Origin of the sequence: Pseudoalteromonas sp. 0802 (assembly GCF_013350085.1) — a bacterium.
Classification (GTDB): domain Bacteria; phylum Pseudomonadota; class Gammaproteobacteria; order Enterobacterales; family Alteromonadaceae; genus Pseudoalteromonas.
Genome location: NZ_JABVXE010000008.1, coordinates 86,979 through 109,756 on the forward strand (window position 1 = coordinate 86,979; position 22,778 = coordinate 109,756).

Annotated in this window: 17 protein-coding genes; 7 read left to right on the forward strand and 10 right to left on the reverse strand. The window is 40.4% G+C overall.

Going from position 1 to position 22,778, the window contains the following annotated elements; genetic code table 11:
- Positions 1-55: 55 nt before the first annotated feature.
- Positions 56-2,815 carry a cadherin-like domain-containing protein gene (locus HUS61_RS13705; RefSeq protein ID WP_175082734.1) on the reverse strand — a complete coding sequence of 920 codons (2,760 nt, stop codon included), beginning with the start codon at positions 2,813-2,815 and terminating at the stop codon, positions 56-58.
- 261 nt (positions 2,816-3,076) lie between these two features.
- Here HUS61_RS13705 and HUS61_RS13710 point away from each other — a divergent pair, with 261 nt between their 5' ends.
- Positions 3,077-4,429, forward strand: coding sequence for a magnesium transporter (locus tag HUS61_RS13710; protein WP_054560666.1), 1,353 nt, complete (start codon positions 3,077-3,079; stop codon positions 4,427-4,429).
- Here HUS61_RS13710 and HUS61_RS13715 read toward each other — a convergent pair.
- A complete protein-coding gene (locus tag HUS61_RS13715; RefSeq protein ID WP_175082735.1) occupies positions 4,426-5,325 on the reverse strand; it encodes a LysR family transcriptional regulator in 900 nt (299 codons plus the stop codon). The two genes, HUS61_RS13710 and HUS61_RS13715, sit on opposite strands and share 4 nt — an antisense overlap.
- A gap of 107 nt (positions 5,326-5,432) precedes the next feature.
- On the opposite strand from HUS61_RS13715, the gene HUS61_RS13720 reads away from it, so the two are divergent.
- The 3 genes from HUS61_RS13720 to HUS61_RS13730 all read left to right on the forward strand — a co-directional run bounded on the left by HUS61_RS13720 (position 5,433) and on the right by HUS61_RS13730 (position 8,881).
- Positions 5,433-7,076 carry an amidohydrolase family protein gene (locus HUS61_RS13720; protein ID WP_175082736.1) on the forward strand — a complete coding sequence of 548 codons (1,644 nt, stop codon included), beginning with the start codon at positions 5,433-5,435 and terminating at the stop codon, positions 7,074-7,076.
- Between the two features lie 94 nt (positions 7,077-7,170).
- Positions 7,171-7,908 carry a hypothetical protein gene (locus HUS61_RS13725; protein ID WP_175078572.1) on the forward strand — a complete coding sequence of 246 codons (738 nt, stop codon included), beginning with the start codon at positions 7,171-7,173 and terminating at the stop codon, positions 7,906-7,908.
- A gap of 67 nt (positions 7,909-7,975) precedes the next feature.
- On the forward strand, positions 7,976-8,881 hold the full coding sequence (locus HUS61_RS13730) for a lipopolysaccharide assembly protein LapB (RefSeq protein ID WP_175082737.1): 906 nt from the start codon (positions 7,976-7,978) through the stop codon (positions 8,879-8,881).
- Here HUS61_RS13730 and HUS61_RS13735 read toward each other — a convergent pair.
- From HUS61_RS13735 to HUS61_RS13745, 3 genes are read right to left on the reverse strand one after another with little or no spacing between them, the layout of a single operon-like run.
- Positions 8,878-9,426 carry a hypothetical protein gene (locus tag HUS61_RS13735; protein WP_175082738.1) on the reverse strand — a complete coding sequence of 183 codons (549 nt, stop codon included), beginning with the start codon at positions 9,424-9,426 and terminating at the stop codon, positions 8,878-8,880. The genes HUS61_RS13730 and HUS61_RS13735 overlap by 4 nt on opposite strands.
- A 59-nt stretch (positions 9,427-9,485) precedes the next feature.
- Complete coding sequence (locus HUS61_RS13740) at positions 9,486-10,181, reverse strand: response regulator (RefSeq protein WP_175082739.1); 696 nt, start codon at positions 10,179-10,181, stop codon at positions 9,486-9,488.
- A 1-nt stretch (position 10,182) separates the two neighbouring features.
- Positions 10,183-11,700, reverse strand: a complete 1,518-nt coding sequence (locus HUS61_RS13745) for an ATP-binding protein (protein ID WP_175082740.1) — start codon at positions 11,698-11,700, stop codon at positions 10,183-10,185.
- Between the two features lie 231 nt (positions 11,701-11,931).
- Between HUS61_RS13745 and HUS61_RS13750 the strand changes: the two genes are divergently transcribed.
- Positions 11,932-12,801 carry an intradiol ring-cleavage dioxygenase gene (locus HUS61_RS13750; RefSeq protein ID WP_175082741.1) on the forward strand — a complete coding sequence of 290 codons (870 nt, stop codon included), beginning with the start codon at positions 11,932-11,934 and terminating at the stop codon, positions 12,799-12,801.
- A gap of 63 nt (positions 12,802-12,864) precedes the next feature.
- On the opposite strand, the gene HUS61_RS13755 is transcribed toward HUS61_RS13750, so the two are convergent.
- From HUS61_RS13755 to HUS61_RS13770, 4 genes are all read right to left on the reverse strand, one after another.
- Entirely contained in the window at positions 12,865-15,384 is a 2,520-nt protein-coding gene (locus tag HUS61_RS13755) for a TonB-dependent siderophore receptor (protein ID WP_175082742.1), read from the reverse strand.
- A 135-nt stretch (positions 15,385-15,519) separates the two neighbouring features.
- Positions 15,520-16,500, reverse strand: coding sequence for a sensor domain-containing diguanylate cyclase (locus HUS61_RS13760; RefSeq protein ID WP_082423014.1), 981 nt, complete (start codon positions 16,498-16,500; stop codon positions 15,520-15,522).
- Positions 16,501-16,650: 150 nt separating this feature from the next.
- Positions 16,651-17,028, reverse strand: a complete 378-nt coding sequence (locus HUS61_RS13765; protein ID WP_175082743.1) for a DP-EP family protein — start codon at positions 17,026-17,028, stop codon at positions 16,651-16,653.
- A 23-nt stretch (positions 17,029-17,051) separates the two neighbouring features.
- Positions 17,052-20,306, reverse strand: coding sequence for a winged helix-turn-helix domain-containing protein (locus tag HUS61_RS13770; RefSeq protein ID WP_175082744.1), 3,255 nt, complete (start codon positions 20,304-20,306; stop codon positions 17,052-17,054).
- Positions 20,307-20,784: 478 nt separating this feature from the next.
- On the opposite strand from HUS61_RS13770, the gene HUS61_RS13775 reads away from it, so the two are divergent.
- On the forward strand, positions 20,785-21,135 hold the full coding sequence (locus HUS61_RS13775) for a hypothetical protein (protein WP_181447765.1): 351 nt from the start codon (positions 20,785-20,787) through the stop codon (positions 21,133-21,135).
- On the forward strand, positions 21,132-21,323 hold the full coding sequence (locus tag HUS61_RS13780; RefSeq protein WP_054551820.1) for a helix-turn-helix transcriptional regulator: 192 nt from the start codon (positions 21,132-21,134) through the stop codon (positions 21,321-21,323). Before HUS61_RS13775 ends, HUS61_RS13780 begins: the two co-directional genes overlap by 4 nt.
- Before the next feature lie 46 nt (positions 21,324-21,369).
- Here the strand turns inward: HUS61_RS13780 and HUS61_RS13785 are convergent, their stop codons facing one another.
- Positions 21,370-22,560, reverse strand: coding sequence for an MFS transporter (locus tag HUS61_RS13785; RefSeq protein WP_105181137.1), 1,191 nt, complete (start codon positions 22,558-22,560; stop codon positions 21,370-21,372).
- Between the last annotated feature and the right edge of the window lie 218 nt (positions 22,561-22,778).

Here is a 22,778-nt window from a genome sequence, read left to right on the forward strand (position 1 = left end):
GTTGGGGTTTAACATGGCGGGCGAGGCAGAGCTGCCTCGCCGTATTATGGATGTATTATTCTCCTAAAGGAGTCACATCGATACTGTCTTCAATACCATCATTGTCAGCATCGTTATCTGCAATTAAACCTGAGTCGGCAATTGCTTGCTCTGATGCGCCTGATAAGAAGAAGTTGGGTTTACCATCGTGGTCCGTATCGATACTCGCAATCGAAGATGTAGGGAAGTCATTTTTAGTTGCTCGAATTGCAGCAAAATTTGCATAAAGCGCTAATTTATCGGCTTCACCAAGTACAGATTGATTAATTAGCTCAGTAACTGCTGCATCGTCTTCAAGTCTTGCAAATAGAGTGACTAGCATAGCAGTGTTATCTATGACTAATTTTTCAGATTGCTTCATTAATGCCTGATTTGCATCATTAGCTAAATCATGAAGTGCAGCTATAACTTCATTATAAATTGACAAATATTGAGAGTTGGACGTTTGGTATTTTTTCAAAGATGTAACAAACGAATCTTGATAATAAACTCCTGTAGTTATTGGGGCATCACTTATTGAGGCTATTGCCGCCTTTTCTACTAAATCTATGTAATCTTCAAATTCTAAAGATGTTTTGAGATTTGAGATAATAAAATATGTTTGTAGTAGTTGTTGCTTAGCTACCTCTACTTCGCCTGCTTTAACTAAGTAACCAGTGATCGCTAAGTATGCTTTAACTTTTTCACTATCATCAGAGAGTAATGCAATATGTTGATTAATTATCTCTAATGCAGCTGTTAGCTCAGAGTTATCATTAATAAAGTCGTATATATTAATTAAATTACGATAAGCCTCCAGTGCCATTTTCGTGGTGAATAGCTCTGAGTTCGGAGATAAATAAGTCGCTAGCATAGTTTTACATCTGCTTGCATAACTTTTAGCATGATCTAAGCCACCTAAAGAGATAGCTTTTTGTACTATCCCTGCACATCCATAAGTGCCTGTAATATATCTTGCATATTTTTGCTCTGTAATGAAAGCTTCAGAAAATAAGATGTCTGCAGCATAGTCTAGAACCTGCAACGCGAGTTCGTTTTCTCCTCTAGCTTCAAGTACAAGTACAGCGCCATCTTGGTTAGATTCCCAGGTTAAAGCTTTGTAAAAGCTGGTTATATTAACTTTGCTATCTTCTGTAAAATAAGTCTTTGCGTATGATACTGCATCGTCAATTTCCTGACCTGCAATGAGGTTTTTAGCAATGTCTTGTCCCATACTGTACTCAAGTGCGTCACTTATATTTGCTTCTTTTGTCATTAATTTCAAAGCAGGGTTTTCGTCGAGAGGTATGTTGTAAAGGCCGTGAATGAGTCCTGTAAGGCTTTCTAAGGGAAATTGATATTGATGTTTGGTTGCTTCATAGTAGGGACTGGCTTGGTACACATAGTTACTATCTAAGCCTGTAATACCATATAGTGATAAAGCTAAATTAACATACTTTTTGGCAAGCTCTGTTTCGTTTAGACGCAATAAAGCTTCAGCTGCCCTTAAGACGTATAGTGCTTTAATTCGATCACTAGGTAAGCCTTTAAAGTCACCACTTTTTTCGATGAAGTAACCTGTTTGCTCAGCTAGTTCACCCATAGCAATAACGCTCTCAATTGCTTGCTGTCTTTTTTCTTCTGTTCTATCAGAGTAGTAGTCTTCTCTTAATGAGTTAGATGTTTTGTAAAAAGAAGCTAAATATTTTGCGTATGCGACTGTGTATTCATCGCTTTTTATTTCGTTTGCAAAAGTAGTGAGGGTATTGAGTAATTCCTTTGCTAAATTTGTTTGACCTGCACGATTATATAGTTTGATGACATTCTGATAAAAATCAGGATCGTCTGAACTGATATTATTTAGCCCTTTTTCTGCAAGGTACTGGTTGTAGGCTATGACAGATTTAGCACGAAACTCGGCTGCTATGTCATACTCCCCAAAGGAGTCATATTGTGAAGATGTGCTTCTGTAAGCTCTGGCTTTTTCATCTAAGCTGGTAATAGCATTAAAGTGTTGATTTGATTTTTCTTCGAAACCAGCAACAACATAGCCAAGACCTAAGCTTGCATTAATTGTATTCAAATACACATCGTCATTGATATTTTCACTAATCGCTTCAGCTTGTTTTAAATGAGACTTATCTGAGCTGTAGTAGTAATTGAGCTTATCTTCGTTCGTAACATACGAAGGTTTTAATTCAATGGTTGCGCTGATAGGCGAGCTAATATTGCCATCGGTAAATTCAATAACAAAACTATCGTTAATTTCTGACAGCGTTTCTGCGGTAAATGTAAATGCCCCTGTTTGTTCATCTAGAGTAAGGGTACCGTTGGTAGGAGGCGTTACTAAAGAAACAGTTACAGTGTCACCGTCGGCATCATTAAAAGTTAATGAACCTTCAGTTGTTGTTGAGGTGGTTACAGTGATTGACTGGCTCGTAAGCGTTGGTGCATCGTTAACGTTGTTAACCGTAAAAGTAAGTACTGCATCAGTACTTAAGCTGCCGTCAGTGGCGGTAACGGTTACTGTGTCTTGGCCTGCAAAATTTTCTTTTGGGGTATAGGTAAATGTACCATCAGCATTTAAAGCAAATAGTCCGTTACTTGCTGCAGAGCCGAGGGTATAGCTAACAGCGTCATCATCTGCTGCCACAACTTGGCCCGTAATAGATGTATCTTCATCTAATGTGAATGTTAAGTTGCTGGTGAACTCAGGTGCATTATTACTATCTGAACCACCACATCCAGTGAGTGCAAATGCAATCACAAGTGGTAAATACTTTATTCTGTTTTTCATGCTGATACCCGTATTTATTATTGAGAAAGTTAAGGAGGGCTGAAATGTTATCACTATAATGCGAATGATAATAGATCTTAATTGTGTTTGGGTGTGCTTTTTTATGCAATTTTGATTCTCTAGCTTGAAACAGTGATTTAAAAACGATGTTTTACAGCTAGGGATAATTGTTTGGTTTCAAAAAATATACCTTTTCAGAGCAGTTATTTTTCCTGAGCTGCGTTAGACTATTGTTATTGATGTAATTAACCGAGGTCTCAAATGATTGAGTATCCTGTTGACCAACTTCCCCAGTTAATTGATGACTTGCTTCAGTGTGACACCACAACACGCAAAAATAAGTTACTTGCTGATGCTAAAGAAAAGCTTTCTACAGAACATCTATCGTTATTGTTTGAAGCATTACCTAAAGAACAGCGTTTAGAGATTTGGCAATTACTCGATGAAGATACACAACATGAAATCTTCATTAACTTAGGTGGCGATAGCTGTCGCTGGTTATTGCAAAGTCTAGAAGAAGCCGAAGGCTTTAAGCTACTTGACGAAGTAAGCGTAGAAGAGTTACTTGAACTTGAAGAAATTATTCCTGAGCGCTTTGTTGATTATGCACGCAGACAACTCGATGAAGTTCAAACAAAACAGTACGACCTTGCACAGCAATATAATCCAGAGCAGTTAGGTCACTGGCTCGATTTTGATGCGCTAAAAGTGTCAGAAAAACTCACAGTGGCAGGGGCGCGTAAAATTTTTCAAAAAGGTTTACCGCAATATACCGAGGTGATTTATTTAGTCAGCCGTAAGGGCACTCTCATTGGTGAAGTGGCTATCAATGCTTTATTTAAAGCCAATGATAACGACAGCCTGCTGGATTACGCGAACCTTGATGTATCGGCTTTACATGCTGATGACGACTTATACGAAGCAGCTGAAGTGGTTATTCACAGTGAGCAAATGGCGATGCCAGTTGTGAATGCCGACAACAAACTATTAGGCCGGTTATCAGTGTCATCAGCTTATGAATTACGCCAAGAAGTCACCGACGAAGCTGCTGCAAAAGCCGGTGGTCTACGTGAAGACGAGGATCTGTTCTCAAGCGTCACTAAATCGGCAAAAAACCGCGGTATTTGGCTTGGTATTAACCTAGCAACGGCGTTTTTGGCCTCTTGGTTTATCGGTTTGTTTGGTGCAACTATCGAGCAAGTGGTTGCGCTGGCGGTATTAATGCCGGTTGTCGCTTCTATGGGCGGTATTGCAGGTAGTCAGACGTTAACGGTAATTGTACGCGGTTTAGCGCTTGGTCAGGTTACCGACTCCAACCGTAGAGCACTGCTGAAAAAAGAGCTAAGAGTAGGGGCGTTAAATGGCTGTGTTTGGGCCTTTGTGATTGGTGTGCTTACTTATTTTTGGTTCAACGATGGCATGTTAAGTTTAACAATTACTATCGCTATTTTACTTAACTTGGTTGCTGCTTCGTTATCAGGGGTGGTGATCCCATCGATTTTAGATAAGCTTAAAATCGATCCAGCCCTTTCAGGGTCTGTGATCCTGACCACAGTCACCGACATCGTTGGCTTTGTCACCTTCCTAGGTTTAGGTAGTTTACTCCTTCTTTAAGGGATCGGATGCTGGCTAAAGTAGTGTTTAGCCAGCTCAACAAATGATTTCACCCGATTTGACAGCGCATACCTATGCGGATAAACCGCAGCAATCGTTAGTGGATTTAGGGTGTGCTGTGCTAACACTTCGACTAATTCGCCTGATTTTATAAACGGGGCTACTGAATAACGAGGGGCTTGAATGATCCCATCACCCGCTGCCGCTGCTTCATTTAAAAATCGGCCATTATTAGAAGTCATTGCCCAGTTAAACTTGCGGCAAACATGCTGACCATCTAGCAAAAAAATCCATTGGTCATGACGAATATGATGACTGAAAAACAGTAATCTATGCTCAGATAAGGACGCTATATCTATTGGCGTGCCATGCTTTTTTAAGTAGGCAGGACTTGCCCACAAAGATAATGATGAATGGCAAACTGTCTGCGCTATATGGCTGGCATCAGGTAATGAAGGAGCAACTCTAAATGCCAGATCAATTTGGCTATCAAATAAATCAACGGGCGTATTAGACAATACAATATCTAATTTAACATCGGGAAAAGCATGCTGATATTGGCTGATCAAAGGTGTTAAATATTGGCAACCAAATTCAATACTGGCGGAAATAGCCAGCTTGCCGCTAGGCGCTTGACTGAGCCCGCTTATCTCTTCATCAACTTCATTAAATTTATTCAGTAAAGGCTTCATTTGCAGAACATAGTTTTGTCCTGCATCAGTTAAGCAAACTTTACGAGTGTTTCGCTTTAGCAGCAAGCAGCCTAAGTTTTGCTCTAACTGTTTAACATGGCGGCTTACCATGGTGGTAGACAGCTGCATCTGCTTAGCAGCCCGCGTAAAGCTTTTATATTCAGCGACTAAGCATAAGGCTCTAACGGCTTCTAGTTTGTTCATTGTTATTATTTTTAAACTATAAGTTCATACACTATAAACTTTTGTGAGATGTAAAACCAAGTAATTCAGGTGTAAGTTGGGAGTTAAAACAAGAATAAGAGGTGATTATGAAATCGGGCATCAACACATTACTTGCCAGCATTGCATTGGGTTTATCGTCGTCGGTGATGGCTCAAACCATTGCATTACAAAATGTGAACCTAATCGACGTGGAAACCTTGTCGGTTAATAAAGCACAAACCATCATCATAGAAGATGACAAAATCAAACATATTGTTCCTTCAAGATCTCGTCGCTTTGCCGATGGTGTCATTAAAATCGATTTAGCAGGTAAGTATGTAATACCCGGTTTAATAGATACTCATGTGCACCATGCTACTTCGCCTGATGATTCAGATAATGATGAAATCACGCGCACTCGCTTGCGTCAGCTTTTACAGGGAGGTGTGACAAGTGTACGTGATATGGGTGGTGATACCCGTGCTTTGAGTTCACTTAAAAGACGAGCCGATAACGATATTATTCAATCACCGGATATTTATTATTCTGTGATTATTGGTGGTAAAGCGTTCTTTTCGGACCCCCGTACAGTCGCCTCTGCAAAAGGTGAAATCCCCGGTGCTGTGGACTGGATGCGTGCCGTTGATGAACACAGTAACTTTGATGCCATTATGCTACGTAGCAAAGGGTTGGGGGCAACCGGCATCAAAATTTATGCAAATGTGCCAGGAACAGTAGTAGCAAAGCTATCTCAAGCTGCTAAAAAACATGACCTCAAGGTGTGGTCGCATGCTTTTATTGGCCCAGCAACACCGCTTGAAGCGGTTAATGGTGGGGTTGAAACAATTTCACATGCTGCCGATTTTGCCGCGCAAGTAATTGAAAATTTCTATGAAATGCGCCGTAAAAATGTTGCCTTAACAGAGCAGCAAAAAAGCGATGCAAAGCAACTAGAAGCTTATCAATCACTTATAAAACAGATGAAAAATAAGGGCACAATTCTAGACTCAACCTTAACGGTATTTGATAAAACCAAAGCCTCTCGTGGTGAAAAAGGGTTATTGCTCAATGAGTGGGGCGGGCTGTTTACGCAATTGGCTCATCAAGCCGGTGTAACTATTGCTGCAGGTACCGATGTGACCAGTGATAGGTTTAATACAGTGATGCCTATGGTACACCATGAAATGCAATTATTAGTTGAACGGGCAGGTTTAACACCTTTAGAAGCTTTACAGGCTGCAACCATTAATGGTGCAAAAGTGATTGGCATTGAGAAGCAAACTGGTTCAATAAAGGCAGGTAAAACGGCGAATCTTGTGGTACTTAACAGTGACCCAAGTATTGAAATCACCAACAGCCAAAATATTGTTCATGTAATTAAAAATGGTCAGTTTATCCATTTGGGTGATAATGAAAAATTACCGTTTGTGATGGCGCGTGAAGCGGCTGGGTTATTATTTTTATCGGGGCAATTAGGCAACTTGCCAACCACCATGGCGTTGGCTGGCAATGACATCAGCACCCAAATGACGCAGGCAATGAGAAACATTGGCTTGGTTTTGCAAGATCACAATTTAGATTTTAACGATATTGTTAAATGCACTCTTATGTTGGCAGATATAAAAGACTGGCCTTTAGCCAATCAAGCCTACACGCCATTTTTTACTAAGTTACCCGCCAGAAGTGCTTTTGCAGCCAGTGGCTTGGCACTTGGCGCAAAGGTTGAAGTGGAGTGTATCGCTGCGTTGTAGCTAAAATTTTAAGCGAACATAAAATAAACACTTTTATTTACCTAATACACAGTTATTATGAATTGTGACTCAGTCAAACTAAAAGGACGTTAATATGGTATTAGGTAAAAAAGCAGCACTCGCTGCTTTATCGGTAGTTTCAGTGTTTAGCGCATCAGCAGCACAAACCGCTTCGGGTGAACAAACTAAACTGAGTGAAGATCCCACCAAGGTCGTTACTCAGTTTGGTGCAAGTTATTCAGATGAATTAAGGATCACCGGTTCGCTGAGTTTGGGAGCAGTTAAAAAGCTTAATGCCAGTGTGAGTGCCAATGGCGATGAATGGCGTGTTGGTGGCTCGTGGCTATTTGATATTGGCATTGTTAATTTTAACTTTGGTAAGCAAAGTTATGATCAAGGAGCTGAGCGTACAACCTATAGTGTTGGCACCTTTATGCCACTGAGTTACTTTGATATTGCGCCCTATGGTTGGCAAATTTTCGCTATGGGTGGTTATAGCCATGTTGATGGTGAAATTGCGTGTTTAGCAGGGCAAGGGGCGTGTTTAACAACAGAAATACCTGGCCCTGAAGGTTGGGTGCTTATTCCAAACAGTAGTGATGGTGGTTATTTGGGGGCGTTTGCTTTAAAGCCATTATCCGAAAAATGGACATTAATGACTGCCGCAGCGTATTCGGTGGGGTCTAACGATTATTCAGGTTATTTCGCAGCCATTGGTGCAAGTTATCAATTTGATAAACAACAAAGTTTCAAGCTATTTGCTGCAACAGAAGACAGTGATTACGGCTCAGATCAAAACTTAGTGCTGGGTTACACTTATCAATTTAATTAAAAATTACTGTTATAAGCTGTTAAATTTTGTTAGTTTTCTGAGTGAGTTATCGCTGAGAAAATAGAGCATGAAGAAAAAGTTAGCCTTGTTATTGTTAGGATTATCGAGCCTTAATGCCAATGCCTCTGAAAACTTTAGTGATCATGAGATGTTTTGTGAGCAACAATCACAAATTAGTTGCTTAGATTACATTAATCAACAGCTAGCAAGCAGTGAGCTTGGCTCTGCGCGTTGGTATGAGATTAAATCTTATCAGTTTGATTATTTCTACGACAAAATGGAATATCAAATCTTGAAAGATAGCACTGAGCCTTTCATTACCAGTGAAGAGTTACCTGTTGTATTTCAGGTGCAAGTTTACTTTTATTATGCCAAATCAATGCATTATTTAGGCGACTTTGAAACTGGTCGTAAATATGCCACAAAAGCATTTGAAAAACTGCAAGCAATCTTCGACTCCTTTGGTAACCCTATGCGTATGGTTGAATTGGCTAATCTACAATACGTGTTTGGCAACAAAGAAACGGCATTGCAAATTCTTGATAGGGCAGAGCGACGCTTTGGCAAAAGCAAAGATCCCATTTTCCACTTTGAACTGGCTTCGAATAAAGCAAATGTTTATCACTCATTAGGTGATATAGACGGTGCACTTGCAAATCGAAAAACTGCCGCTGATTGGATTTTAAAAACCAACCATAACCGCAAAATCTCTGTTGCTTTAGGTAATTTAGCTCGTACCCACCAACTTCTGGCAAATTATGAGCAAGCCGATGGAGTTTATGTACAGTCTCTTAAGTACATGGATACAGATTCAGATCGACATGTGATTGCTATTTATAAGTTACGTCTTGCTGAAATCAATTGGCAAGCAGGAAAGCAAGATCAAGCATTAAAATGGTTTAAGCAAGTGCATAAAGAAGACATTCGGCAATCACATGCGAAACTTTATGCACACCTAGGTAACGTGCTTTAGATAGTGTAAAAACACTCTAGTTTTTCTTCTTCACCTGGCGCTAAAATTTGTAGATGGGTTGACTCACCTTGTTCCATCAAAGGCTTCATAGTTTTATCAAACTGCTTAGCGGCATGTTCAATTAATTTTGCTTGCTGTTCCAGTGCTTTAAAATCGGCATCATGAGCAGCCATAAGTTTATTAAGCTCTTTAGCCAGCTTATCTTGCTCTTTTAATAAACTTTTATTAATTCGCAAGTGGTTCTCGTCTTCAACAACTGCTTCTTCGGTGATTGCTTCTATTTGCTCAGAGTACTCAGTAACTTGTAGCTCTATGTCATTAATTGGTTGCTCAAGTGCTTCAAGTTTTACTTGTTCACGCTCAAGCTCTAGGTATGCTGCAATTTGCTCGTTATTGAGGGGACTTTCGCTTACCTTTTTACAGTCTTTAAAAGTGATAACGCGATAATCACCCTGGTTGTTTGTTGTGCTGGCATTAGAGAGGCCAATACAAGCAGTAGTGGCCGTGATTAAGAGTGCACTTACGCTAATACGTACTAAATTCATAATGATGTCCTAATGGGTTATGTTATTTAGTTAGTCGTCGCAAGTGTGAAAAAGGTTGTTTAAATTTTAAATTTATATCCCACGCCATAAATTGACTCAATGTAATGACTATCAGGGTCGGCTTGAGTCAGCTTTTTACGCAAGTTTTTAATGTGTGAATCAATACTGCGCTCGTAGCTCTCAAAGTACTTACCTTGAGTCATGGTTAGTAAATCTTGGCGTGAAAAAACCTTATTAGGAGAGGCAATTAATATTTTTAACAAGCTAAATTCATTAATTGTTAGTTTCAGTTCTTCATTTTTTACCAACACTTTGTATTCGCTCGGATCAACAATAATGTTGCCTGCTGTGAATGTACTCGGTTTGCTATTTGGCATTCGGCGTCGTTTTAAAATGGCTTTCACACGCGCCATTAACTCTTTTGGTTTGAATGGTTTAGTAACATAGTCATCGGCACCAACATCAAAACCAATTAAATGATCAATTTCTTCAACCCGTGCTGTAAGCATAATAATAGGCACATCACTGAATTGTCTTATTTTGCTACACAACTCGATGCCATTTGTGCCAGGCAGCATGATATCGAGAATAATCAAATCAGGGTTTAGCTCATTTACAGCATCCAGTGCGCAGTTGCCATCGTGAATTAGGCTTGTTTTAAACCCTTCAAGATATAAATACTTTTCTATTAATTCGGCAATTTTAACTTCGTCTTCAATAACGAGAATATGCTGTTTAGCTAAGGTTTCTGACATATTAGTGCGCCTCTGCAAGCGGGAGTTTTAACGTTATACACAGGCCGCCTAAACGGCTTTTAGTTGCATTTATTTTTCCCAGGTGGGCTTCAACAATTGTTTGGCAAATTGCCAAGCCTAAGCCAAAACCGCCGGTTTTTCTGTTACGAGAACTATCGGTGCGATATAAACGATCAAATAGTTTTTCAAGGGCTTCATCAGGAACACCAGGGCCTGAATCTTCTATCGACAAAAATACATGATGGTTAGACACGGTTAAATCTAACCAGACTTTTTGCTGTTTATCGGTGTAGCGTAAATTATTTTCTAAAATGTTTTGTAGAACTTGTGTAATACGATTTTGGTCAGCCAAAACCATTACCGTTTGCTCTGGTAAGGTGGCATTAAGCGTGATGTTTTTGGATTGAAATTTAAACGCATACTTATGCGCTTGTAGGGCCACTAAGGCATTAAAATCAATGGCTTCCATGTGATAGTTAAAGCTGTGTCTGTCGAGTGAGCTGACTTTATGTAAGTCGTTCACAAGTCGGCTTAACAGCGCCACTTCTTCTTGAAGTGAGCTTATTGCTTTTTGGTTTGGTTCGATAATGCCATCGTTAATAGCCTCTAGTTCACCCTCTAAAATAGTTAAAGGCGTGCGCAGCTCATGAGAAATATCCATGATCCATTGGCTTTGCAGCGATTCAAAGCGTCTGAGCTCTGTGGCAATACGATTAAAATCATCCGCTAAGGTCGCAAATTCATCACTGCTGTTGACAGTTATTTGGGTCTCAAACTCGCGTTCAGCAAGGGCTTTTGCGCCTTTTTTCAGCTGCGAAATAGGGTTAGTAAAATGACGTGCGAGTAAGTAACTAAACAATAACGCAATTAATAAACCAATCCCTGCTGTCCACAAACTGATATTAATTTGGGTATTAAGGTAATGCTGAGTAAGTGCGCTAACATGACTGCGGTTAGCATGCAGCTGAAGCACCGCAACAACCTCGCCATTATGGGTGATTTGTTGCTCGTTCACGACCTCAGTTTCGGTATTGCCAGCAATCAGTATTTCGCCTTTTGCATCAAGTAAACTTAGGCGTTTTTCAAAGGGTATAAAGTCATCAGCCATGGGTTTATTGCGAGACGGTGGCTCACGCATGTCAGCAAAGTTTGCAAGCTCGTTAAACTCAGTTGATGGGTCAAATTCAGGTGGCTGATCGAACGATGGTGGCATCGCAAAGTCATCGGGGGGTGGCATCGCCTCATTTTGCATATGCTTTTCAGGAGGGCCATTTAATGGAAAAGGGCCAGGCTCTCCTGGTTTGGGGCTATTGGGCGAAAACAATAAACGGCTTGAATGAAAATTACGGTTAATTAATTCATACCACAGGGCTTTAGAATCGATAAACATCCCAATCGAACCCGTTTGCTGATACTGCAGGCTAATTTCAGTGGCTATACGGTTAAATGCTTCGTTATCTATATCTTCAAATACATTATTGAGCATACGCTTATTGGAAATTGCATTTAGACCAAACATGGTCAATACCAGCAATAACGTAATAATAAGATTGGTAATTAAGAGTTTGTGAATTAACTTCATAGATGTAATAGTAAAATGTAACAGCCAGAAATGAATATACTATAAATGTCTATTTTTTGGCATGCGCATCCTAGTCACTCTATAAAAGCACCACTTTTTCTACACAAAGTCTCTACATTTGTTCTTTATACTCGATGCTAATTACTCATGTTAGCGAAGGGGCACAAGATGACTTTAAAACCTGAACTTTATACTCGTAGAAAAATGCTTAAAACATTAGGTGTTTCAGTTGCTGCTGTGCCTATGTTGGCGTTTTTAGGCTGTAACTCAGATACAGTATCGTCAACAGATACAACATCAGATACAGACACTTCAACAGGCACAGAAACAGACGATACAACAACCACGAACGACAGTGATTATGTATCGGGCACAACAGCGCTTATTACTGATGACTTTCCTGATGACAGTATTTTTGAAACATCAACCGCATGTGTGTTAGCTCTGACTCAAGCAACAACCGAAGGCCCATGTTACTTCCAAGCTGATTCAGACGAAGATATTTCGGATGGCTTAACCGGTTTACCTATGATGTTGTGCTTACAGTTAATTGATAGCGACTGTAACCCATTAGCAAATTACGAAATCTCGGTTTGGCACTGTGATACCAGCGGTATTTACTCGGGCGATACTAGCAGTAGTTCTGATAGCTCACGTTTTGCCGGTGATTTCTGTACTGATGGCGATGCCGAAGCTGAGGCAAGTACTTGGTACCGTGGTTCATTGATCACAGATAGCAGTGGTCGTGTGAACTTTAAAACGCATTTCCCAGGTTGGTATGCTGGCCGTACTATTCATATTCACTTTAAAGTAGCAAACAACAATAACGACTATGTAATTAGCCAGTTCTGTTTTACTGATGCGTTTGCAAAAGAAATTTGTACCACTCACAGCGATTACAAATCACGCGGTGAACAAGATACAACTCTTGCTAGCATCGATAACGTGTTTGGTAGTGATTATGAGCAGTTTATTTTAAACACAGCACAAAATAGTGATGGCACTTTATTGGCGTATCACACTATTCAAATTAGTTAATTTATTCACTCATCATTGTAGGTTAGGGCGTGTTAGCAATTACTGCTTTCACGCCCTATTTTTTTAGAAGCTATAAGTGATGTTACCGTAAATAAAACGGCCATCTAAGCTGTATGGCGCAAAGCCACTATAAGGGAAAATTTGGTTGAAATCGCTGTAACCAATATTACTTACAGTATCTTGAGGGTACTGATCGAATAGGTTATTGGCGCCTAGTGCAAACTTCCACTGCTCATCAGGGCGGTAAGCCACTTCTAAGTCAGCAATCCATTTAGCATCAAGTACTTCATCACCATCTTCACTGCTTGCAGTATCAACTACTTCACCATAACGAGTTGCTCGTAATGTAGTTTGGAAGTTTTCATAATCCCATGTTGCAGATAGGTTCCATTTATCGGCTGGAGTACCTTTTTCAAAGCGTGTGATTTCGCGACGAGAGAAATACTCGTAGCTATCGCCAAGCGCCTCTAATTCAGGTGGATTTTCTTTAACGTGTGTTACTTCAGTGTCGTTAAAGTTAACCGCTGCACTTAAGCGTAAATCACCATAGTTTTCTAAGCCTAGTGAGTAGGTCGCAACAATATCAACACCTTGCGTACGTGAATCAATGGCATTAGTAAAGTAACGAACGCGCTGCGTATTTACTTCGCCTGCTTCGGCTAAAATCGCTTCAACTTCAGGGCCGCTTAAGTTTTCAGACAATACGATACGGTCGTCAATTTCAATGCGATACGCATCTAGGGTTAAGCTAAAGCCGCCTTGCGTAAAGATGAAGCCCGCCGTCATATTAACTGACTCTTCAGCGTCTAAATCACGAGCTCCCAGTGCTTGCGCTGCTGGCTCATCAACAGGGAATAAGCCCACTTCATTTGGCACACCATTTTCAAAAACAGTGCTTACTGATTTATAAGATGTTTGGGCCAGTGAAGGCGCTCTAAAACCTGTGCTAATTGCACCACGTAGCGACAGCGACTCGTTAATGCTGTAGCGCGAAGCAAGTTTAGAGGTAAAAGTACTACCAAAATCACTGTAATCTTCAAAACGACCTGCTAAAACAAGGTTCCAATCTGTCGTTAGGTAAGTATCAAACTCTGCAAACACCGCAATGTTATGACGGCTTTTATCGGTTGCACTTTCTGGCGAGAAACCAGGTAACACTTGCGCGCCACCGGCAGCAACAGGGTTACCATCGCCATCTAATACAGTGAGGTAAGAGGCTGTTTCACCTGCTTTAATTTGGTAGTTTTCGTGACGATACTCAGCACCAATCGTAACAAACACATCATCAGGTAAACCTAAATCTAGTGTGTTGCTAGCATCCATATTCACTAGGTATTGTTCATAAACAAGCGAGCCATCATCAAATTCTGTTGGGCTGCTAACACCCATCGAGGTATTTAAGCTGTTGCTTACGCCAATACCAAAATCGTTGCGACCATAATTGGTGCTTACATCCCAAGCCCAATTATTGGTTTCGCCATTTAAGCCAATCGCAAATGAGTAGTCATCAACATCGGTATCAATTTGTGGTAAGAAACCGTCAGGATACACTTCAGTTAAGTTACGAGAATCGTTGGCGCGACGATAAAAACCACCTGAGTTACCTTTACGGTTTGAGTAACTAGCAAATGAGTAAAGCGATAGCGAGTTTTCAAACTCATAACCTAGGTTATAAAAAAGTGCGAAGTCTTCGATATCGGCTTTACCAAAGCGGTGGTTATAGCGGTCAAAGTCAAACTCACGCGAATCTAAATCGCCATTCTCATCACGGCTATATTGCTCACGTGTATCAAAGCCAGAGCGGTTTGTTGGCTCGTTATTACGAGACTCAATCGACACGTTAATAAAGCCATTATCGCCTAGTGCAAAGCCTGCATTAGCACTTGCTGTGCGCGTAATGCCGTCGTTTACTTCACGGTCGCTGCCAGTTTCAAAGCTTAAGTTGCCTTCGCTATCCGTTGTGGTGTTTAGTAGCTGAGGAGAGCCTGCCATTTGTGTGTCGTATTCACCGTATGTGAAGCTCACGCTACCGCCTTCATCGGCATCTTTTAATACAATATTGATCACACCGGCAATCGCGTCAGAACCGTATTGAGCTGCAGCGCCATCACGCAGAATTTCAACACGTTTAATCGCAGAAGTCGGAATATTATTTAAATCTACGGCCGTTGAACCACGGCCAACCGTACCATTTAAGTTTAATAATGCACCGGCATGGCGGCGTTTACCATTAATCAGCACTAATGTGTGATCAGGAGCAAGGCCACGTAAAACAGCTGGTTTTGCGTGGTCAGTACCATCAGCAATGGTGGCACTTGGATAGTTAAAGCTTGGTAACTGTGATGCTAATACTTGGCTCATATCAAGCTGACCTGTGCTTGATAAATCGCGGCTTGTTAATAAATCGACAGGCACGGTACTTTCAGAAATACTACGAAGGCTTCGGCGAGTACCAGTAACAGAAATAACTTCAACATCTTGAGCGGTGTTGTCAGTTGTTTGCTCAGCAGCGATTGCAGTCACTGATGTAGCGAGTGTACTTGCAATTGCGAGTTGCAAAGGTACTTTTTTAAAAAATGTCATTGTTGATCCCTTCTGACGTTGATTTCGCTTCGCAGTCTATCAATAAAAAAGGAACAAACAAATAACATAAAAGTATACTATATGATTATCTAAACAAGCTGTTTAGCTCACTGTGTTTACATTATATTAACTTGGTTAAGCGCTAATGCTTATTTTATTTCTGCCCTCTGTTTTTGCTCGGTATAAAGCAGTATCTGCTGCACAAATTAATGCCTCTGAAGTACGATATTGATTATTAAATTCGCAAGCAATTCCTTGGCTTACACTTATTCTAAAATCACTTGGTAAACCTATATCAGTAAATGGCATGTTATTTACTTTTATTTGAATATGTTTAGCAATGGCGGCGGCCGTGTCTTTTTGGCAGCGGGGTAATATAATGGCGAATTCTTCACCACCATAACGCGCAGCTAAACAATCTCGAGAAGGGAGTGATTCTGCGATTATACTGGCTACTTTTTGTAAGCATTTATCGCCTTTTACATGACCAAATCGGTCGTTGAATAATTTAAAGTAATCAATGTCGATTAATATAGTGCTAATAGCTTGGTTGGTTTGTACGCTTTCTTGCCAATGCTCTTTTAATGATTCCTCAAGGGTTAATCTATTTGCAAGGCCGGTTAAATGGTCAGTGGTAGCCTGTTTAATTAAACGATTATATTGCTCTTTGTGTGATGATAAATCGTGTAATACACAAATAAATAAATTTTCTGCAACGGCAATGTTTTTTGGCAGGCTCGATATACATAAATCCGCCTCAAGGGTTTTACTATCGGCGCGGTTTATTTTAACTTCGTTTGGCCCAAGACTTATCGGCGAGTCTTTATGGTCTAACCAACTGAGTAGGGTATACATGTATTTATCACGGTCGGTGTCGTGTAGGTAATGTAAAATGTTTTGCCCGATTAACGCTTCTTGGTTGTCACCTAAAAGCTGTGCTGCCATCGGGTTTGCAAATTCAAACGTGCCTTGGCCATTAATGATAAACACTCCCTCAGGAATGTTCTGAAACATTTGGGCAATCAGCGCAAGTTGCTCTGAATTGATAGACTGCGGTAGTGCGTTTTTCGCTTCTGGTTTTGCAGTGCTTGGTTGTTCATTTTTGTTAGTAGACACGTTCGTTTCCTTTTTGCCGATGCAAACGGTTTTGGTGTCTATAAAGTTACTTAAAAAAGTGCAAATTAACCTTCTGGTAATCTTCTGGTTTTAATTTGTTGTTTTGTAATGTAAAAAAGCTCCTAATAAGGAGCTTTTCACGAGAGGTATTTAGTCTTCTTTATCATTTTTTACTTGCGGGTCGGCACTTTCATAGCTTGTGCCATTGCACTCTACGATGAAAATCATACACGCAGTACCGCTATTATCATCTGTATCGGCAATCTCAATTGTTTGACCATTGTTAGTGACTTTAAAGCTAAAGTCTTGCTCGCAATTACCTTCAAGGTTTGCAAATTTAGCACCTGTAAATTGAAAGCCCGCTTCAACTGTTGCGTTATCAAGTGTATAAATACCTAGGCTGTTTCTTTCATTGACAGTACCGCCACCAGAAACTTTCTGACCGTCTTGGAAGTATGTGAATACAGCTTCATTTTCAGTGTTAAGTGTAACGTTCACTGTAAAATTGTAAGTTTGACTTTCGCTCATTGTTATTACCTTCTAGTTGTTTTTTATAGTTCAAAGTTAGTAATGCCTAACTCTATTAGTTTATTTTTAACCGCGCTTACCTCACTTACCTTATTTAAACAGGTGTAAGCTTGAATAAGTGGGTAAGTTCTTTTTATGCTTTTATTACCATTGTTGTTTTCTTCAATTGCATTAATAGCTTCTTGGCATGCTTGTTGTTTTGCTATTTTGTCTTCAGCAAGCTTTGCTTTAATTAAGTTAATCTTTATTAGAATAGAGTTGTTTTCTATTTTTTTAGTATCAGATAATCTCTCAATGAAATCTGAGTTTCTTTCTAGTTTTAATAAATGGGATTCGGCTTCACTTAAAAGATTTCTATTTATTAAATAATGAATGACACCTATTTGAATGTTTATTAAAGTTGTATTTGAAAACCCTTGGTTATCAATGTAACTCAAAACATCTTTTACCCTTTCACTAGTTTTATTTTTATCTAACAGCATTAATTGGTATGCAAGCGTTCTATAAAAGGTGCGTTGAAAGTTTTGATTTTTTGGATCTTGTATTCTTGCTTGATTAATCGCATTGGTTGCTTTTTCTGCTTTTAAAAATGCCGCTTTCTTGTTTGGGAAGTAGCTCAATAAAAAGCTTTGCTGCATATAAGTGTTTGCTAAATGACTTTGCAAACTTGCATCATTAGGTGACGTTTTAAGCATGTTGACTAGCTGTTGAGAGGCTTGCTCAAGCATTTCGAGTGCTGCGTTTAAATTACCGAGCCTTTCTTCTGTGGTTGCAATCCAGCTGATAGTATCTGTCTTATCGCGTAATAAATTTTTGTTATTAGGTTTAAGCTCAAGAGCTTGGTTTTTAAGTTTTAAAGATTCAGTAAAACTTTGTTTTGCAAGTGCGTAATTAAACTGTTTTAAATACAGCGAGCCAAGTGAATTGTGTGAGTAAGATAGCTCCATAATTGAATTAAAGTCATTAGGGGCAAGTTGATACATCTTTTCACTGTAAGCCAAGTAACGTTTGAACATTGGCTCAGTCGCTAAATAATTACTTTGCTCATAAGTTAAATTACCAAGCCAAAAAGCATTGGCCCCTGCGAGCATTAAAACATCTAGGTTGTTGGGTTGAATTTTTAGTAATGATTCTAGGCGCGTTCGCGCATTTTCAAAGGCGGTGAAGGCTTCGTCGGTTTTGTCACGAGAGTAGGCGACTTCGCCCATGGCCTCTAAGGTTTGAGCGTATTGAAAACGGTTATTAAACTGGGCTTGTTTATCGCTAAAGTCAAACAACGACGCTGTTTCTTCGTCTTGGTTGGTAAAATACTCAAGGGCTTTATTGCTGATACCATCCAGTAAATCCATACGTTCAACGCTTCTGAGTTTATCGGCAAATTCACCAACCATAAAACCCAATAAACTCTCCGCTTCTTGGCGTTTTTGTTTTGCTACTTGTTCGGCGTGATAGCTGCGCACGCTCATAAATGTGGCAATAAAGGTTAAGCACACAAGTGCAGCCGCCGTTATTTGTAACACGCGCTTTTTACGTTTGGCTTTGTTGTTAGAAGCTTTAATTAACGCTTGTTCGTCACTCGATAAGCTAAACATAGGGTTACTCACAAGGCTTTGTGCTTCTTGCAGCGGTTTGCCTTGCGCTAATAAAAAGTCGCTGTGTTTATGTTCAAGCAGCCAGCGCTCGGTGGCTAGTTGCACACGGCTTTGAATTGCTAAGCTTTGTTGGTGTTCTTGCACCCAATCTATGGCGCGTTGCCAATGGCGCAGCAGCGCTTCGTGGGCAAGGCTAAAGCAGGCTTGCTCATTTTTAAGGTGCGACACAAACAAGCGACTATCGACCATAGCCTGAACAAGCTTGGTCGCAGCAGGGCTGGTTAATTCGCTCCAATGTGCTGCACGGCTGGTGAGCGTTTCGCCATCTGGGTTTAAGGTGATCAGTTTAGAAAGGACTGCGGCAAGTTCAGTTTGTTGGTCTTTGGGTAATTGGCAAAATACCTGTTCGGCTTTTTGGCCGATGGCTCCTTCGATGGTGCCAAGCGCTTGGTATTCAGAAAACAATAATTCGTTGTCTGGGCTGCGCTGCAAGTAAAGCTGCTGCAAGGTGTATTGCAGCATTGGCAATGCATCTGGGTTATTGGCAGTATCGTTACAAAGTTGTTCATCAAGCGGTGTGTGATGCTCTGGGTGATGTTGCCAACTTAAGCCTGCTGCAAGTGCTGGCAAACGGATCATTTGCTTTAGCTCAGAGCGAGTTGGCGCTAATAAATCAAAGTGTGCGCCATTTGCTTTACCTGCCATTAAACTTGGTTGACTCACTACTTGCGGGTAAAAGTCATTACGACAGGCACTAAAAATGATCATGCAGCCACTTGTTGCTAAGCGCTCAATAAGTGCTAACAGCTGGTTGCGCTCGTCATCGCTAAATAGCGGCGATGACAATAGCACTTCGAGCCTGTCGATAAATAAAAATAAAAAGGGCGTAGTGCGCTCTTTATTTAGCGCTGCAAGTGCTGCTTTACAGCGAGAAATAACCTGTTCTGGATCTGTTAGTAACAATTCAGCCAACGCATCGGCGCTTATATCGCTAAGTACAGGTGCGTCGTTTATTTCTAAATCGAGCAAGGTTGAGGCTAAATCAAGCAGTAAGCGCTCTTTGCTGACATCGGCAAAGTCGAGTTGGCAGTAACTGTGTACTCTAATGCCATCGTAGCCATTACTCGACATTAAAGCGGGCAATACACCTGCGTTAACTAATGACGATTTACCTGAACCACTGGCTCCCAAAATTAAGCAAAATGCGCGACCAAATTCTATTTGAGCCGACACTCGCTGTAGCAAAGTGGCAATTTGTTTGTGACGACCAAAAAATACATCGGCTTGCTCTGGTGCAAACGCACTTAAGCCAACAAAGGGCGAATCACCTTGCCAACTGGTTTGGCTGGCTTTTTGTTCTTCGTTGAGTGGAAAGTTGATTTCGGCAATAACCCGATAACCACGTTTACGAATGGTTTCTATGTAATGCGGATCACTTGCTTTATCGTCAAAGGCTTTACGTAATTGGGTGATCACTTTATGTAGGGGGTTGTCACCCAGCGCTACATTTGGCCAGCAATGGCTGATAATTTCTTCACTTGTTAGTAGCTCACCTTGTTTTTCGCATAGCAGCAGTAATACATCCATCGCCTTTGGTTCAAGATGCTTTGTTTGTTCACCGCGTCGGATTGAGTTGGTGGCCGGGGTAACTTGCCATTCGCCAACGAAAAACAGTGCCGTATTCATAGTGTTATCTTCATTGTTATTGTTAGAAACGCAGTCCGAGTGGACCGATTTTTTATAAGATCATACCAACTTGCAATAATACTTAATCATTTTGAGGGATTAAACCTGTCGCTAACTGCGTTAAAAATTTCTCATTTAGAGCAACTAAACAACAAAATTTTTGCCTTGTTATCAACGAGGTTTTATTGCCTCAAAATAGCTCACTTAATTAAGCAAATTGGTATTACGGAACACTTTGATTAATACAATATTATGAGATTAACAGCAAGCGCCTTGCCTTTTCTGACATTAAAAAATCATATTGTTGTCGTCTATATAAAACTTTTTGTAAAGTTTGTTTGACTTTTTGTGTTGCTAGGTTAATCTTTAGTCAAGTTTACTTTACTTTTAAGGTGAGAATAATGAATCAAACAGGATTAACCTTTAAAAACGTAATAAGCAGAACACGCTAAACCTCGCTAAATGGACATCTGCATGGGTGATTACTTTAGCAATTGCCTCATTTGGGCCGCATCTTTTATGGCAAGAGCAGGCTGTTTTTAGTGTTGTGGCAATCTTAATTAATGTAGTAGTTGGCATCATGATGATTTTATCGAACAAACGACAACTACAAGGAATGGATGAGCTGCAGCAGCGTATGCAGCTTAATGCAATGGCCATTACCTTGGGTGCAAGCTTGGTATTTGGTTTAGCTTACTCGGTGGTGCAATCAAGCGGTTTAATTAGCTTTAAAGAAGATATATCGCACCTCGTGCTCTTTATGGGCTTAACCTATTTAGTGAGTCTTTTAATGATGAATAAGCAGTTAAACGACGAGGGCGAAGAATGAAAAACCGCTTGAAAGTGCTCCGTGCTGAGCACAACTATACCCAAGCGAAACTCGCAGAGCTTTTGGATGTGTCTAGGCAAACTATTAATGCGATTGAAAAAGGTAAATTTGACCCAAGTTTGCCATTAGCATTTAAAGCCGCGCGTTTATTTAACCTGAGTATCGAAGAGATATTTCAGGATGAGTAAGTCTGATTGCCTTCAGCCTTCAGCGATCAGACTTACAGCTGACAGCTTAAGGCTTACAGCTTTGTTTTTTCATCTGCATCGCACTTAACGACCACATTAAAAAACCACCTAAGAATAGTGCGGCCGAAACATAGCCTGTTTGACTAGGGAGTGCGCCTTCGGCAATAGCCATACCGCCAAGCCAAGGGCCAATCGCATTAGCTGTATTAAACGCACACTGCACCAGTGCACCAATCATGGCATGCCCTTGTGGTGATACATCCATTAATAGCGATTGGATCACGGTACCTAAACCAACACTAAAACCAATAAAGAAAATCACCGCGTATAACAGCCAAATATTATGGCTTGCGCTTACATAACTGGCTGCAAATACTACAGCACCAATTAGCGCTGCGCCTGTGGTTTTCAGCGGTGAGTGGTCGGCGGCTTTACCTAATACATAGTTACCTAAAGTACAGCCAATACCAAACATGATCATAGCAATAGAGATAGTGTAAGCAGGGGTATGGGTGACTTCTAAAATAGTGTCGGCAATGTAAGTGTAAACACAAAATACACCACCAAAACCTATAATGATGATACCCAGAATGGTCCATACGAGCTTGTTCTTTAATACACTGAGCTCATCGAGAATCGATGTTGGCGCGGTATTTTTTACGTTAGGTACGTATTTCACAATCAATACCAAGGCAACTAATGCAAGTACAGCGGTACCTGCCAAACAATAACGCCAGCTAAAGTTTTGCCCCACTAAGGTGACCATGGGCACACCAACAATAGTGGCAATGGTTAAACCCATAAATACTTTTGACATAAAGCTTGCGCGTTTATCGGCAGGGGCAATGTCGGCTGCCAATAAAATAGCAGCGGCGAAGTAGGCACCGTGTGGTAAACCACTTAAAAAGCGAAATAAAATAAGTTGCTCAAGCGAGTTTGCAAAAGCACTTAAGCCATTGAATAAAAACATCATAGTGACAAACATCAACAGGGCATTGCGCTTACGCATGTTGGCGGTTGTAATCATAAATAGTGGCGCACCGACGACTACGCCTATCGCGTAAGCACTAATGGCATAACCACTTTGCGCTGGCGTAGACGAAAATGTTTCGCTGATCAGGGGCAACATTGGCATCATAGAAAACTCTGATAGGCCTAAAATGAATGTGCCTAAAGCCAATACTATCAGAATGGTAAACGTGCTTGCGTTGCCTTGGGAGTTGGCTACGTTAGTCATGTAATTCCTTTAAAATAAATTTAAAAACAAAATAGATTTTTGATAATTGAAAATGCCAGTAACAAATACTTTGTTCTGGAGTAGAGATGTGTGCCCAGCGCTATTGTAATACAAATTAACGGGGTTGATACAGTACTTTTTGGAACGTTCTATATTTGTTTGCTATAAGAAAATAACCTGAACTTCTTAAGTCTTTGCTGTTCAAAATAAATACAGAG

Bases quoted from the DNA above. Each gene is read 5' to 3' on its own strand.
- HUS61_RS13770 (WP_175082744.1), bottom strand. From the start codon at position 20,306: ATGAATACGGCACTGTTTTTCGTTGGCGAATGGCAAGTTACCCCGGCC.
- HUS61_RS13725 (WP_175078572.1), top strand. From the start codon at position 7,171: ATGGTATTAGGTAAAAAAGCAGCACTCGCTGCTTTATCGGTAGTTTCA.
- HUS61_RS13785 (WP_105181137.1), bottom strand. From the start codon at position 22,560: ATGACTAACGTAGCCAACTCCCAAGGCAACGCAAGCACGTTTACCATT.
- HUS61_RS13730 (WP_175082737.1), top strand. From the start codon at position 7,976: ATGAAGAAAAAGTTAGCCTTGTTATTGTTAGGATTATCGAGCCTTAAT.
- HUS61_RS13755 (WP_175082742.1), bottom strand. From the start codon at position 15,384: ATGACATTTTTTAAAAAAGTACCTTTGCAACTCGCAATTGCAAGTACA.
- HUS61_RS13750 (WP_175082741.1), top strand. From the start codon at position 11,932: ATGACTTTAAAACCTGAACTTTATACTCGTAGAAAAATGCTTAAAACA.
- HUS61_RS13745 (WP_175082740.1), bottom strand. From the start codon at position 11,700: ATGTTTGGTCTAAATGCAATTTCCAATAAGCGTATGCTCAATAATGTA.
- HUS61_RS13735 (WP_175082738.1), bottom strand. From the start codon at position 9,426: ATGAATTTAGTACGTATTAGCGTAAGTGCACTCTTAATCACGGCCACT.
- HUS61_RS13705 (WP_175082734.1), bottom strand. From the start codon at position 2,815: ATGAAAAACAGAATAAAGTATTTACCACTTGTGATTGCATTTGCACTC.
- HUS61_RS13720 (WP_175082736.1), top strand. From the start codon at position 5,433: ATGAAATCGGGCATCAACACATTACTTGCCAGCATTGCATTGGGTTTA.
- HUS61_RS13710 (WP_054560666.1), top strand. From the start codon at position 3,077: ATGATTGAGTATCCTGTTGACCAACTTCCCCAGTTAATTGATGACTTG.
- HUS61_RS13765 (WP_175082743.1), bottom strand. From the start codon at position 17,028: ATGAGCGAAAGTCAAACTTACAATTTTACAGTGAACGTTACACTTAAC.
- HUS61_RS13780 (WP_054551820.1), top strand. From the start codon at position 21,132: ATGAAAAACCGCTTGAAAGTGCTCCGTGCTGAGCACAACTATACCCAA.
- HUS61_RS13715 (WP_175082735.1), bottom strand. From the start codon at position 5,325: ATGAACAAACTAGAAGCCGTTAGAGCCTTATGCTTAGTCGCTGAATAT.
- HUS61_RS13740 (WP_175082739.1), bottom strand. From the start codon at position 10,181: ATGTCAGAAACCTTAGCTAAACAGCATATTCTCGTTATTGAAGACGAA.